Genomic DNA, 13,621 nt, shown 5'->3' on the forward strand with positions numbered 1-13,621 from the left:
ACCGCTGCCCCAAAATCCAGAAAGGAAAAATCACCCGCTTGACCCAAACCCCGCAGCGCGGGACATAACACCCACCAGGGTCACTTCTCGATGAAAATCCCGGGTCAACTCTCAGCAGAAATCAACACGCGAAGGAGCAGATCAACCAGACCCGGCGTCAGGTCGACCATCCCTTCGCGCACATCCGAAAGCAGCGTTTCGAACGTGTGCGTATAGGCCTGCAGCGCGGCAAACCCGAAAGCGCCGGCGCCGCCCTTGATCGAATGCACCGCGCGAAAGATCGCGTTGACGGTCTCGGCGTCGTGCGTCCCCGCCTGGCACGCGGCAAGCCCGGCTTCGGCGGCCGCCAGCGATTCTTCGCATTCGACGAAGAATATCTGCTGAAGTTCCTCGTTCGTCATGCCGGTTCACTTTCGTTCAGGATAGCGGCGAGTCCCGCCATGCGCGCGATTTCGGACAGGGCTTGCGACGGCACGATGCGAACGGTGTCGCTGGTCTTGCGCGCGCTGATGACAAGCTGCAGCAGGGCCTGGCTGACGTGCGTCACCTGCGCGGCGTCGATCGTCAGCGGACCTGTGCCAACCGCCGCGACAAGATCGGGCAGCAAAGCCTCTACAGTCGCGCGATCGCAGCGGGGGGGAAGCGGAAATGTCTGCATGATGAAACGGCGTCCTTTGCGGGCTGGCTCGGCTCAGAATTCGGACCAGTCGTCTGCCTGGTCGGCGACAGCGGCCGCCGGTTCGGGAGCGAGAGCAAGGTTGCCTTGCACCCTGGGTATCGACGGGATTGAAGGCTTGGATCGCGCCGCCGGGCGATAGGCGGGACGGTCTTCGCTTTCGCCCATGCGGAACCGGTCCACCAGCGCGGTCAGTTCATGCGCTTCGCTGGCGAGACTGCGCGCCGCGGCCGTGGCCTGTTCGACCATCGCCGCGTTCTGCTGCGTCATGCGATCCATCTCGCCCACCGATGTGTTGACGTGGCGCAGATTCTGCGCCTGCTCGTGCGCGGTATCGGCAATCTCCGTAACCAGCGCCGAGATCTCACCGACACCCCCGACGATCCTTTCAAGCAGGCCGCCGGCTTCACCCATCAGCATCACGCCGTCGGCAACCTGCCGCGAACTCAGGGTGATCAGTTCCTTGATGTCTCGCGCGGCGTTGGCGGAGCGCTGGGCCAGCGCCCGCACTTCGTTCGCCACCACGGCGAAGCCCTTTCCGGCATCGCCTGCGCGCGCCGCTTCAACCCCTGCGTTCAGCGCGAGCAGGTTGGTCTGGAAAGCGATGCCGTCGATCACGTTGATGATCTGGCTGATTTCGCGCGCGGACGACTCGATCGCGGACATCGCCTCGGTCGCCCGCGTCACCACCTCGCCGCCTTCGCTGGCTTCGCGATGCGCGGCCCCGATGGTCTGCTGCACTTCGCCGGCGCGTTCCGCCGTCGACACCATCTTGCCGGTGATCTGGTTCATGGCCACCGCCGTTTCTTCGAGGCTGGCCGCCTGGCGTTCGTTGCGCTGGGCAAGATCGTCCGACGCGGCCCGGATTTCCGATGCTCCGACCAGCACCCCGGAGGCTGCGGCCCGCACCGACTGGAGCGCGGTGGCAAGGGCTTCGGCCGCCGCGTTGAAATCCCGCCGGACGGCATCGTACGCGCCGGGGAAGGGCTTCTCGAGACGGAATTCCAGATTGTTGGCCGCAAGGTGCCCCAAGCCGTCGCTGAGGCTGTTGATGATTTCGCGCTCCTCGGCGGCGCGGCCTTTGCGCAGTTCCAGTGCATTGTTGCGAAAGATCGCCATCGCCTTGGTCATCCGGCCAACGCAATCGCGGTATTCGGTGAAGCGGACCGGCGCATCGACATCGCCCGCAGCCAACGCCTCCATGCGTTGCACGGTCTGGACATAGGGCGTGCAGATCGCGCCGCGCGCGTATGCCAGGATCGCCACCGCTGTCACCGCAAGGGCCAGCGCGGCCGCCATCACCGGGGCGCTGCCGCCGGCGGCGAGCACCAGAATCACGCCAGCGCCGGATAGCACCGCCTGAATAGAGATCAGAACGGCGAATTTCGTGCGGATCGGCGCGTCTTTGACAAACCAGTCTAACATCGGACCTCCTGCACCAGCCCCATCCCGACAGCGCCATCTGGCCGCGCGGGACTTGCGGTGTGGTGCAGGGTTTATCCCTACGTAATGAACGCAAGGCCCTGTTCGGGGATCGTAAATCTACGATCAGGCGGCAGCGGTTTGCTTGCTTTTTATGGTTAGAAGGGACCCGTGCCCTAGCGGCTGACGAATCCACCAATACGTTGAAATGAAAGACTTATGCCATGCATGACGCAAGGGTTCTCGTGGTCGACGACTCCGCAGCGATGCGCGCCCTCTTTTCCGATCTGCTGGAACAGTCCCGCAACGTCCGGGTCGTGGGAACCGCCGCTAACGTCAACGAAGCGCGCGAACAGATCGAGCTGCTGCGTCCCAACGTCCTGACGCTCGACGTGGAAATGCCGGGCATGAGCGGGATCGAGTTTCTCGAAGAGATCATGGACAGCAATCCCATGCCGGTCGTCATGCTTTCCAGCCTGACGCAAAGCGGCGCCGTGACGACGCTGCGGGCCTATGAGCTGGGCGCGGTGGAATGCTTTCCGAAGCCTTTGAAAGTCAGCCCTGAACAGTTCGCCAAGAACGTCAGCAAGCTTGGCAAGATCGTGCTGGCGGCCGCCAACAGCAACGTGCGCCAAAAACGGCCCCACCACGTGAATCGCTGGCACAAGGAGCAGTTCCACTGGAACGGCACGCTGATCGCCATCAACGCATCGATGGGCGGGTTCGAGGCCCTGACAGATCTGTTTGCCGCCTATCCGCCCAATTGCCCGCCGACGGTGGTGGTTTTGCAAGCGGAACCCGAAGTGGCCAATGCGTTCATCCAGCGGCTGAACACCGAACTGGCCTGCACCGTAACGCCCGCAAAAGACGGTACGTCGCTGCTCCAGGGCGGCATCTACATCGCTTCCGATCCGGATTTCCACGTCGTGCTGGAAGCGGGCGAACCGGCGCAGTTGCGCCTTCTGGCGAGAGAGCCGGCCAACGGGGTTCGCCCGTCGGCCGACCTTCTGTTCGGAACGATCGCCCGCGCCGGCGTGCCGGCCATCGGCATCATGCTGTCCGGCCTGGGGCAGGACGGGGCCAAGGGCCTTTTGCTGATGCGCAACGCGGGCGCCGAAACGTTCGCGCAGGAACGAGGCAACGCCATCGTGCCCGAGGCCCCCACCGCGGCGATCAACCTGAACGCGGCCATGCACGAACTGCCAGCCGACCAGATAGGCGCCGAAGCCATCAAGGCCTGCACAGAAAAATAGACCTGCAAACGTCTCAACCGATCGCGAAGGACCACTCATGAGCAATATCAACGTAAACGAATTCGTGAACGAGCGCGTCGATTTCTTCGGTATCGACGATGCCGATTATGGCAATTTCGCCAAGATTGCCGAAGCGCTGGCCTGTCATGCCCCCGCCGCGCTCGATCGCTTCTACGACAAGGTCGGAGCGACTCCCAAGACGGCGGCCTTCTTTTCGTCGCGGCAGGCGATGGACCACGCCAAGGGCAAGCAGATCGCGCATTGGGCGGCGTTGTTCTCGGGCCGGGTGGATGGCAGCTACATCGCCAAGGCGGAACAGATCGGTACGGTCCACGCCCGCATCGGGCTGGAGCCGACCTGGTACATCGGCGGCTATGCCCGCGTCCTTTCGGCCATCATCACCACCATCTGCGACAAGGGCTCGGGCCTGTTCGGCAACAAGGCCGCCGGCCGGCAGGTAGCCACGCTGGTCAAGCTGGCTTTGCTCGACATGGAAATCGCGCTGTCCGCCTATTTCAAGGCCGAGGAGAAATCCCGCCTTGCCGTGATCGAACAGCTGGGACACGCGCTGGCGGAAGTCGCCAACGGGCGTTTTTCCACCAAGCTCGAAGGACTGCCCGAAAACTATCGCCAGATTGAAGCCGATTTCGAAACGATGCGTCTCGAAATCGGTGGCGCGCTGGCGTCGGTTGCCGAGGCGGCATCGACGATCAACACCGGCGCTGCCGAAATCCGCCAGGCTTCGGACGACCTTGCCAACCGCACCGAACGGCAGGCTGCCTCGCTTGAGGAAACAGCCGCCGCGATGCAGGAGCTGACCACCGGCGTGCGCGAAGCGGCCGATGGCGCCGTTCACATGACCGGCTCTGTGGCGGAAGCCGATCACGAGGCCGTGCAGGGACGCAACGTGGTCAAGGAGGCCGTGGGCGCGATGGACGGAATCCATCGCACGGCCACCGAGATCAGCAAGATCATCGACGTGATCGATGGAATCGCCTTCCAGACCAACCTGCTTGCGCTCAACGCGGGCGTCGAAGCGGCCCGGGCGGGCGATGCCGGCAAGGGGTTTGCGGTGGTGGCCAACGAAGTGCGGGCGCTGGCCCAGCGCTCCGCCGACGCCGCCAGCAATATCAAGCACCTGATCAACGGCAGCGTCGAACAGGTCGAACGCGGGGTCAAGCTGGTGGGGCAGTCGGGCGAGGCGTTCGGTTCGATCGCGGCGCGCGTTGGCGAGATCAAATCGCTGGCGACGGGCATTGCCGATCTCGCGCAGGCCCAGGCGCTGAACCTGCAGCAGGTTAACGATGCGGTTCGTGAAATGGACCAGATGACGCAGCACAACGCGGCAATGGTGGAACAATCGAACGCCGCGTCGCGCAGTCTGGCCGGAGAAGCCGAACAACTGGCCACGCTGGTTTCGCGCTTCAACGTATCAGGCGCCGCGGTCGTGCCCATTGCCAAAGCCAAGGACCGGCGCAAGACACCGGCGGCCGCTCCACGTCCTTCCCCCGCCGCGGGACGGAAATCCGCGGGGATGGCGGCCACGGCCACGGCCGAGGACTGGTCGGAATTCTGAAGCGGCAGCCGGCCCATGACGCCGTGCATCTGCCCGGGACTGCGCGGTTTCGCTGGCCGGAACCGCCACAGCCGAAAGACGCCTAGCCATGCGCGAATATTCCATCAGCCATTTCGACTTCCCGGGCAGTGACGGACTGCCCGGCGAGGCCGCGCCGAAAAACGTCTCCGACGGCGCGGCCTCGCCCCTCCGTGATCCCGACACGCCATCGCAAGTCGGCATGCGCAGCCGCTTCTACCAGCATGCGCTGGACGAAGCGGCGGTGGTTGCGGTGACGGACCGCAAGGGGACGATCGTTTCGGTAAACCGGAAGTTCTGTGACCTGTCCGGCTATTCGCGCGAGGAACTGATCGGCCAGAACCATCGCGTCTTGAAATCCGGCCGCCATGATCGCGCCTTCTTCCACCAGTTGTACCACACGATCAGCCAGGGCGGCATCTGGCATGGCGAAATCTGCAACCGGGCCAAGAACGGCGGGCTTTACTGGGTTGATACCACGATCGTGCCGTATCGGGGCGCCGATGGTGAAATCGAACGGTACATCGCGATCCGTTTCGACATCACCCGCCAGAAGATGGCCGAGGATCGACTGTGGCATCTTGCCAACTTCGATCCGCTGACGGGGTTGCCCAACCGGCTATGGTTCATGAATGAAATCAAGGACTGCATCCACCAGGGCCTTGAACGCATAGCTCCGTTTGCGATCGCCATGCTCGATCTCGATAATTTCAAGGATATCAACGACAGTCTGGGCCACGCCGCCGGCGATAGCGTGCTGCGCGCCGTGGGCGACCGTTGTCGCGCGGCGATCAGGAATGGCGATTGCATCGCCCGCATCGGCGGAGACGAATTCGCGATCATCATGCACGACTGCGGTGATCCGAAGATGGCCATGGAACGTGCCGACACCCTGTTGCGAGCCATAACTCCGCCGGTCCATGTGAAGGGTAGCGATCGGACAATCTGCGCCAGTATCGGCATCGCCATTTTCCCCCGTGATGGCTGGGACCAAAACGAATTGCTGAAATGTGCGGATATCGCGCTCTATTCCGTGAAATCGAACGGACGGGCGCGTAGCGCCCTGTTCGACAGCGAGATGCGCCAGGCGGTGCTGCAGCGCGCGCGCATACGGGCCGATTTCGAGACCGCGCTGCACACTGGTCAGCTACGCGTGTTCTATCAGCCGATCATCGAGAGTGAAGGCCGTTCGCCGATCGCGATGGAAGCCCTGCTGCGCTGGCAGCATCCGCGCGATGGCCTGATTTCGGCTGCGGCTTTCGCGGACGCCTTGATCGAGGAGAGCCTCGCCGCCAGGGCCGACATGTTCGTCCTGCGCACGGTGATCCGGCAGATCCGCGCATGGCGCGATGCGGCGGTGCCGTTTCGCTCCATTTCGATCAATGCAACGATCGCGGATTTCAGATCATCCGACTATGTCGACCTGATCATCGAAGCTGTCGAAAGCGGCATGATCGACCGACGGGACATCTGCGTGGAAATCAACGAGGATACGCTCCTTGGAAGCCAGCAGAACGAGGCGATCCTGCAAATCAGCCGCTTGCATGACGCAGGCGTGGGAACGGCCTTCGACGATTTCGGCACCGGGTTCGCATCCTTGCGGCATCTGCGCGATATTCCCGTGGACACCGTCAAGATCGACAAGAGCTTCATCGATTCCGTGGAAACCAAGCCATCCGACTGTGCGATTGTGACCAGCGTGATCGAACTGGCCCATCGGCTGGGCAAGAAGGTGACTGCCGAAGGCGTGGAAACACTGGCGCAAGCCGACATCCTGCAACGGCTGCACTGCGACAGCATCCAGGGCTATCTGGTCGCTCCGGCGATGGACAACACCATGATCGAGCGGTTCATCGGTGACATCGAAGTGTGACTGCTGTTGTCACCCTGTTCCGCCGGTTCAGCGCGCGGCCTTGACCCAGCCGTGCATGTCCATCCAGCGCACGAACGCATCGAACCAGCCGGTGCTGGTCGTTGTCTTGGGGTACATGCCGAATCCGTGCCCGCCCTGTTCGTAGAGGTGGAATTCGACCGGACGCCGGGCGGCGCGCCAGCTTTCCACGAGGCCAAAGCCATTGTTGGCGAAGAAGGGGTCGTCTGCGGCAATGGCCACGAACATCGGTGGCGCATCGGCCGGCACGGTAACAGGGGCAAGCGGGCCATAGACAAGGCCGAGGAAGGCGGGACGGGCATCCTGTCCGGACAATTCGGTAGCCAGCGTCAGCATAGCGCCGGCGGAAAAGCCGACCATGCCAACACGGTTGGGATCGATATGCCATTCGCCGGCACGCTGGCGGATCAGCGCGAAAGCGGCGCGCGAATCGGCAATTTGCGGAGCAAGCCCCGCCATCCGTTCTTGCGGGGTCGGCTGGGATTGTGCCGGAGACTGCGAAGCGCGGGCCACACCCGCGAACATGGCGCGCATGGACTTGTCGAACTCGGCCATCGTCGCCGGGGTCTGGTTGAGCCGGTACTTCAGCACGAAGGCGGCGATGCCCCTGGCGGCAAGCGCCTTTGCCACGTCGGAGCCTTCGTTCTCCATGGAGAGCGTGAGAAAGCCGCCGCCCGGCGCCACGATCACGGCCGTCCCGCTGGCCTTGGCGGGATCGGGCAGGTACGGGGTGAGCGTCGCGATCGTCACGTTGCGGGCAAAGCGGCTGCCGTATTGCGCATGCCACGTCTCGGGGTTGCGTGCGCCGGGCAAGGGGCCGGTGCCGAGTTCGATCGCGCCAGGCTGGGCCGGTGTGGGGATCGGCGTCATAGCGTCGTTCTGAGCCCGGAGCGGTGTCGCCATGGCCAGCGCCGCCGCGAGGCTCGTGACGGCAAGACGTGCCGGAAAGTGCCGGGTTGCGCGGGATTTGGCCTTGCATCCATGCTTCATGACATCTCTCCTGAAGATGCGCACCCTGTTTTCGAGGATCGGCGGGCGCACCGTTGCCTTATGTGGTAGCGATACCATCATGCCGGGGCAAGGGGCCAGCCGCATGCCGCTGCGCTTGCCCGGCCCGAAGCTGTTACAGCCATGCGGAGGATGCGTTGAAAACGAATGCGCGTCCGTCCGCACTTGATATTGGCGGTGCGGCCACGTAAGGTAGCGCTATCAATTAGAGAAACAAGGGATGCATTGATGGGTATGAGCCTTACGGCTTGCCTTCCGCACGACTTTACGGACGGGGCCTTCATCGGTCGTGCGCAAGCGCCCGATGGGCCGCATGTGATCGTCCTTGAAAGCGGCAGAATCCGTGACATCACCGAGATTGCGAGCACGGTTTCCGGTGCGCTGGCGCGGGGCGTGCCCGATGGGGGCAAGGACCTGGGCGCCATCGAGGACGGTTTGCCCGCAGGCTGGGAACTGCTTTCGCCGATCGACATCCAATGCGTGAAGGCCTGTGGTGTGACCTTCGCCGTTAGCGCTATCGAACGTGTGATCGAAGAACGCGCGCGGGGCGACGCGGGCGCGGCGGCTGAAATCCGCATCGGCCTGGAGGCCACGATCGGCGCGGGCATCCGCGCGGTGGTTCCCGGCAGCGATGAGGCCATGGCGCTGAAGCAGGCGCTGATCGCGCAAGGCATGTGGTCGCAGTATCTCGAAGTGGCGATCGGGCCGGACGCGGAGGTGTTCTCCAAGTCGCCCGTGCTTTCGACCGTCGGCCATGGCGCGCCGATCGGGGTGCGTTCGGATTCGAGCTGGAACAACCCGGAGCCCGAGGTCGTGCTGGTGGTCGATCCGGCCGGCCAGACTGTTGGCGCCACGCTGGGCAACGACGTGAACCTGCGCGATTTCGAAGGCCGTTCGGCGTTGTTGCTGTCGAAGGCGAAGGACAACACCGCGTCCTGCTCCATCGGCCCGTTCATCCGCCTGTTCGACGCGGGCTTCGGCATCGACGACGTGCGCCGCGCCGATGTGGAACTGGTGGTGGAAGGGCAGGACAACTTCCGCATGGAAGGCACCAACCGCATGACCGAGATCAGCCGCGATCCGCTCGAGCTGGTCCGTCAGACGCTCAGCGAACACAGCTATCCCGATGGGTTCGTGCTGTTCTGCGGCACCCTGTTCGCCCCGACGCAGGACCGCGACGAACCCGGCGGGGGGTTCACCCACAAGGTGGGCGATCGCGTGACGATCCGTTCCGAACGGCTGGGCACGCTGACCAACACCGTCACCACATCGCGCGATGCGCCCAAGTGGGCGATGGGCATCGGCGCCTTCATGCGCAATCTGGCCGCGCGTGGCCTGGTGGACCGGGCGTGAACGCGGTGTCGTCGACCGCATCCGGGGCTGCTCCGCAAATCAAGGGAAAGCAGGTGCTTGCACAGACAGAGAGCCGCGCGTTGACGGCACAGTACCCCAGCATCCGCGACAAGCGGGTGATCGTGACCGGTGGCGCGAGCGGGATAGGCGAGGGCATTGTCGAGGCTTTCGTGCTGCAGGGTGCGCAGGTCGGTTTCGTCGACATCCTGCCCGAGGCAGGGGAGCGCCTTGTGCAGCGGCTTGGCCACGCCGAGCATGTGCCGGTGTTCCGCGCACAGGACGTATCGGACAGCGACGGGCTGGCCGGCGCGATGACCGCACTGGCCGGCGTGCTGGGCGGCTGCGACGTGCTGATCAACAATGCCGCCAGCGATGACCGCCACATGCTGGATGACGTGACGCCGGCCTACTGGGACGAGCGGCTGGCGGTGAACCTGAAGCACAAGTTCTTCGCCTCGCAGGCCGTATGGCCGGGAATGAAGGCCGGCGGCGGGGGCGTGATCCTCAACCTCGGTTCGATTTCGTGGCATCTGGGGCTCGACGAACTGGCGCTCTACCAGATCGCCAAGGCCGGCGTCGAAGGCCTGACCCGTAGCCTTGCGCGCGAGCTGGGGCCGTATAACATCCGCGTCAACACGATCATTCCGGGCAATGTGCAGACCGAGCGCCAGATGCGCTGGTATACGCCCGAAGGGGAGGCGGAAATCGTCGCGGCACAATGTCTCAAGGGCCGGCTGCAACCGGTGGACATCGCCGCGATGGCGCTGTTCCTCGCCTCGGATGACGCGCGCTTCTGCACGGGCCACGAATACTGGGTCGATGGAGGATGGCGTTGAACGCGACCCGAAGGGTGGAGCACGCGCTCGCGCTCGGTTGTACGCTGGGCGAAGGCCCGGTGTGGGACGCGGCACGCCAATGCCTGTGGTTCACCGACATCAAGCAGCGTCGTATCCACCGCTTCGATCCGGTGGACGGGCGACACCAGAGCTATCCGGTGCACGAGCAGGTGGGCTGGGTGCTGCCGGCCGGCGGCGGGGAACTGCTCGCCGGGATGAAGGACGGGCTGCATCTGTTCGATCCCGCGACCGGCCATTCCCGACACGTGGCGCACGTGCCGGGCGAACCTGCCGGCAACCGGCTCAACGATGCCTGCACCGATAGCCGCGGGCGCGTGTGGTTCGGTTCGATGGACGATGACGAGACCGCCTCCAGCGGGCGCTTCTATCGCGCGCAGGGCGGGCGGATCGTGCCGCAAGGCCCCGACCGGGTGTGCATCACCAATGGCCCGGCGATCGCGCCGGATGATTCCCGGCTTTATTTCACCGATACGCTGGCCCGCGCGATCATGGTTGCCGATGTCGATGCCGACGGTGCCGTTGGCCCGGCGCGCGCCTTTGCCGACGTGGCGCGCGATTTTCCGGACGCTTATCCCGACGGGCCGGTTTGCGATGCGCAGGGCTGCGTGTGGACCGGGCTGTGGAACGGCTGGGGCGTCGCGCGCTATTCGCCAGAGGGCGAACTGCTGGAAAAGGTCGAGGTGCCGGCCGCCAACGTGACCAAGCTGGCCTTTGGCGGGCCGGACATGACGCGTGCCTTCGTCACCACCGCACGCAAGGGGCTGGACGCGGCGGCGCTAGCGGCACAGCCGCTGGCGGGCGATCTTTTCGCCTTCGATGTCGATGTGCCGGGCGTGGCGCCGGCGCTGGCGGACTTCCCCGCGTGATACGGCTGGCGTTCACGGGGCTGGCGCTTGGCTTTGCTGCTCCCGCATTGGCGGCGCCCGCGCTCGATCTGGGCGCGGTGTGGAGCGACCATGCCGTGATACAGCGGGACCGGCCGGTGCTGGTGGAAGGGCGGGCCGCGCCGAACGCTGTGGTGTCCGCCACGCTGGGCACCGAACGCGCCGAGGGCAAGGCGGACGCCGCCGGCGATTTCACCTTGCGCTTTGCCGCGCGGCCGGCCTCGGCCGATCCGGTCGACCTGGCGGTGACGTCGGGCGGGCAGAGCCTGCGCGTCTCCGATCTGGCGGTGGGCGATGTCTGGCTCTGCTCCGGCCAGTCGAACATGGAATTCCCGCTGGCGCACGCGCTGAACGGCGGCATGGAAGTGGCACGGTCGGGGGACCCCGGCCTGCGTCTGTTGCAGGTGCCCAAAGCGATGGCGTATCTGCCCGAGCGCGCGTTCGGGAAGCCGACGCGCTGGGCCGTAGCCGGTCCGGACTCGACCGCGGACTTCTCGGCGGTGTGCTATTTCATGGCGCGCGAATTGCGCCGGGCGCGTGGCGTGCCGATCGGCGCGATTCACGCCAGCTGGGGCGGATCGAAAGTGACGCCGTGGCTGGATCCGCAGGCCGGCGCCGCGATCGGCGGGGCCAGCGACATGGCACTGCTGGGCCTGTTCGCGAAAGACCGGCTGGCCGCCGTGGCGCAGTTCGCGCCGCGCTGGCAGGCGTGGTATGCGGGCGAGGCCGGCGGCAGCGCGCCGTGGACCCGGCCCGACGATCTGCCATGGCAGCCCGTGCCGGCGATCAGCGGCTGGCTGGCGTGGACCGGTACGCCACTGGCCGCCAAGGCGACCGGCACGGTCTGGCTGCGGCGGCAGGTCACGCTGACGGCGGAGCATGCCCGCGCCGGGGCGACACTCATGCTCGGCGTGCTCGATGACATGGACATGACCTTCGTCAACGGCCACGCGGTGGGCAACACCTTCGGCTGGGACGAGGAACGCGCCTACAAGCTGCCGCCGGCGTTCCTGCGCGCGGGGGTGAACGAGGTCATGGTCGCCGTGACCAACACCTATGCCGATGGCGGGATGGCGAGTGCCGCGGACCGGCTGGCGCTGGTGACGGGCAACGGTCAGCGCCTGCCGCTGGCAACCGGCTGGCGCTACGCGATCGCGCCCGTGCGCAGCTATCCGCCGCGCCCGCCATGGGATGCGAACGCGGGCATCGGGCTGATGCACAACCGCATGATCGCCCCGCTCGGCCATTTTGCGATGGACGGCGCGGCCTGGTATCAGGGCGAAAGCGATGTCGACACGCCCGACTATGCGCGGCGGATGAAGGCGCTGATCGCGGGCTGGCGCGCGCGCTTCGGGCCGGCGCTCAAGGTCGGCATCGTGCAACTGGCGAATTACGGCCCGGCGGCGGACAAGCCGGTATCATCCGACTGGGCGCGGACGCGCGATGTGCAGCGGCGCATCGTGGCGGAGGATGGCAACGCCGTGCTCGCCAGCGCGATCGACATTGGCGAGCCGACAGACATCCATCCGGCCAACAAGCTGCTGGTGGGCCAGCGGCTGGCGGTGGGCGTGCTGGGCAAGCCCGTGCCGATGCCGCTGGCGGCGCGGCGCGAAGGCAATGCCGTGCGGGTGACGTTCGGCGGCATCGAAGGCGGGCTCCATGCGCTGAGTTCGGCGCAGGCGATCGGCTTCGAACTGTGCGACGCGGGCGGAGCCTGCCGTTTCGCGCCGGCGCGGGTCGATGGCGATGCGGTGGTGATCGACGGGAACGGCGGGCCGATTGCGAAGGTCCGCTATGGCTGGGCCGACAGCCCGGTCGTCAACCTGTTCGACGCGCGCGGGCTACCGGTGCCGGGCTTCGAACTCGACGTGGTGGGCGAGTGACGATCGCCTGGGGCGCGTGGACACATTCCGCTTTGGAGGGATGAGCGCGATGGGCGCCGCCCACCCGGGGGCCTAACGGCAAGGAGGGGGGGGAGTGATCGCTCCCCTTGCTCGTCATGCTGAACTTGTTTCAGCATCCATCGCGCCTCCGGGCACGGCTGTGAGCAAGGAAAAATGGACCCTGAAACACGTTCAGGGTGACGCGTTTGCAACGTCCGCAATCGCGTCTGTCCGGACTGCGCGTTCGTCGGGAATGGTGGGGGGAGCGGACACGGCATCAAACCGATTGACCCCAAACCGCCAACCACCAAGTGGCACCAGCGATAGCGATCAGCGATGCGGAAACAATCATCTGCCATGGTAGCTTACGTCGTCGTGCTAACGCTCCGAGCAATACCGTCCATGCGATCAGCGCTGAAGGCACGCCCAAGAGAACCCAAACGTCGTCAAGACCGGAGCCATCTGCGTAAGCGCCATGCTCACGGAGCCGTGCAACTGCCATCCACAATGGAACCAGCCACACAAGGCATCCGGCTGCGGTAAGGAATACCCCTCTCATCCGTCTATCTAGGTCGTATACTGGGATGTCCGCAATCGCGTCGTGTCCGCGCAGGCTGGTTTCTAGGAATTGCCAGATAGCTGCCGTTCCGACCGCAACAGTAATGGGTCCTGTCCCTAGGCGGCGTGGACAAATTGCCTAGAGGCGAGCTTTCCAAGTGTCTTCGGGATATTTGATGATTTGTCGCCGCCATATCCAAACGGCGAACGAAAACATGATTGCTCCGGTAGCTATACCAGCA

11 protein-coding genes are annotated in these 13,621 nt (G+C 65.1%); 7 read left to right on the forward strand and 4 right to left on the reverse strand.

The window, feature by feature from the left end; all coding sequences use genetic code 11:
* Positions 1 to 104: 104 nt before the first annotated feature.
* Genes EH199_RS22715 through EH199_RS22725 form a run of 3 tightly spaced genes read right to left on the reverse strand, consistent with a single transcriptional unit; the run spans position 105 to position 2,101 of the window.
* A complete protein-coding gene (locus tag EH199_RS22715) occupies positions 105 to 401 on the reverse strand; it encodes an Hpt domain-containing protein (protein ID WP_223806874.1) in 297 nt (98 codons plus the stop codon).
* Positions 398 to 658 (reverse strand): lipid asymmetry maintenance protein MlaB, encoded by a 261-nt coding sequence (locus EH199_RS22720; protein WP_124811351.1) that lies wholly within the window; start codon positions 656 to 658, stop codon positions 398 to 400. The genes EH199_RS22715 and EH199_RS22720 overlap by 4 nt, the downstream gene beginning before the upstream one ends.
* Before the next feature lie 33 nt (positions 659 to 691).
* Entirely contained in the window at positions 692 to 2,101 is a 1,410-nt protein-coding gene (locus EH199_RS22725) for a methyl-accepting chemotaxis protein (RefSeq protein WP_124811352.1), read from the reverse strand.
* Positions 2,102 to 2,322: 221 nt separating this feature from the next.
* On the opposite strand from EH199_RS22725, the gene EH199_RS22730 reads away from it, so the two are divergent.
* The 3 genes from EH199_RS22730 to EH199_RS22740 all read left to right on the forward strand — a co-directional run bounded on the left by EH199_RS22730 (position 2,323) and on the right by EH199_RS22740 (position 6,818).
* On the forward strand, positions 2,323 to 3,351 hold the full coding sequence (locus tag EH199_RS22730; RefSeq protein WP_124811353.1) for a chemotaxis protein CheB: 1,029 nt from the start codon (positions 2,323 to 2,325) through the stop codon (positions 3,349 to 3,351).
* Between the two features lie 37 nt (positions 3,352 to 3,388).
* Positions 3,389 to 4,927, forward strand: coding sequence for a globin-coupled sensor protein (locus EH199_RS22735; RefSeq protein ID WP_124811354.1), 1,539 nt, complete (start codon positions 3,389 to 3,391; stop codon positions 4,925 to 4,927).
* A gap of 88 nt (positions 4,928 to 5,015) precedes the next feature.
* Positions 5,016 to 6,818 (forward strand): bifunctional diguanylate cyclase/phosphodiesterase, encoded by a 1,803-nt coding sequence (locus EH199_RS22740; protein ID WP_124811355.1) that lies wholly within the window; start codon positions 5,016 to 5,018, stop codon positions 6,816 to 6,818.
* 27 nt (positions 6,819 to 6,845) lie between these two features.
* On the opposite strand, the gene EH199_RS22745 is transcribed toward EH199_RS22740, so the two are convergent.
* Positions 6,846 to 7,826 carry an alpha/beta hydrolase gene (locus tag EH199_RS22745; RefSeq protein ID WP_124811356.1) on the reverse strand — a complete coding sequence of 327 codons (981 nt, stop codon included), beginning with the start codon at positions 7,824 to 7,826 and terminating at the stop codon, positions 6,846 to 6,848.
* 246 nt (positions 7,827 to 8,072) lie between these two features.
* Between EH199_RS22745 and EH199_RS22750 the strand changes: the two genes are divergently transcribed.
* From EH199_RS22750 to EH199_RS22765, 4 genes are read left to right on the forward strand one after another with little or no spacing between them, the layout of a single operon-like run.
* Positions 8,073 to 9,197, forward strand: coding sequence for a fumarylacetoacetate hydrolase family protein (locus tag EH199_RS22750; protein ID WP_124811357.1), 1,125 nt, complete (start codon positions 8,073 to 8,075; stop codon positions 9,195 to 9,197).
* 53 nt (positions 9,198 to 9,250) lie between these two features.
* Positions 9,251 to 10,033 (forward strand): SDR family NAD(P)-dependent oxidoreductase, encoded by a 783-nt coding sequence (locus tag EH199_RS22755; protein WP_124811358.1) that lies wholly within the window; start codon positions 9,251 to 9,253, stop codon positions 10,031 to 10,033.
* Positions 10,024 to 10,920, forward strand: a complete 897-nt coding sequence (locus tag EH199_RS22760; RefSeq protein ID WP_124811359.1) for an SMP-30/gluconolactonase/LRE family protein — start codon at positions 10,024 to 10,026, stop codon at positions 10,918 to 10,920. Before EH199_RS22755 ends, EH199_RS22760 begins: the two co-directional genes overlap by 10 nt.
* Positions 10,917 to 12,821 (forward strand): sialate O-acetylesterase, encoded by a 1,905-nt coding sequence (locus tag EH199_RS22765; protein ID WP_223806875.1) that lies wholly within the window; start codon positions 10,917 to 10,919, stop codon positions 12,819 to 12,821. The genes EH199_RS22760 and EH199_RS22765 overlap by 4 nt, the downstream gene beginning before the upstream one ends.
* Positions 12,822 to 13,621 lie beyond the last annotated feature (800 nt).

Origin of the sequence: Novosphingobium sp. LASN5T, from assembly GCF_003856955.1 — a bacterium.
Classification (GTDB): domain Bacteria; phylum Pseudomonadota; class Alphaproteobacteria; order Sphingomonadales; family Sphingomonadaceae; genus Novosphingobium.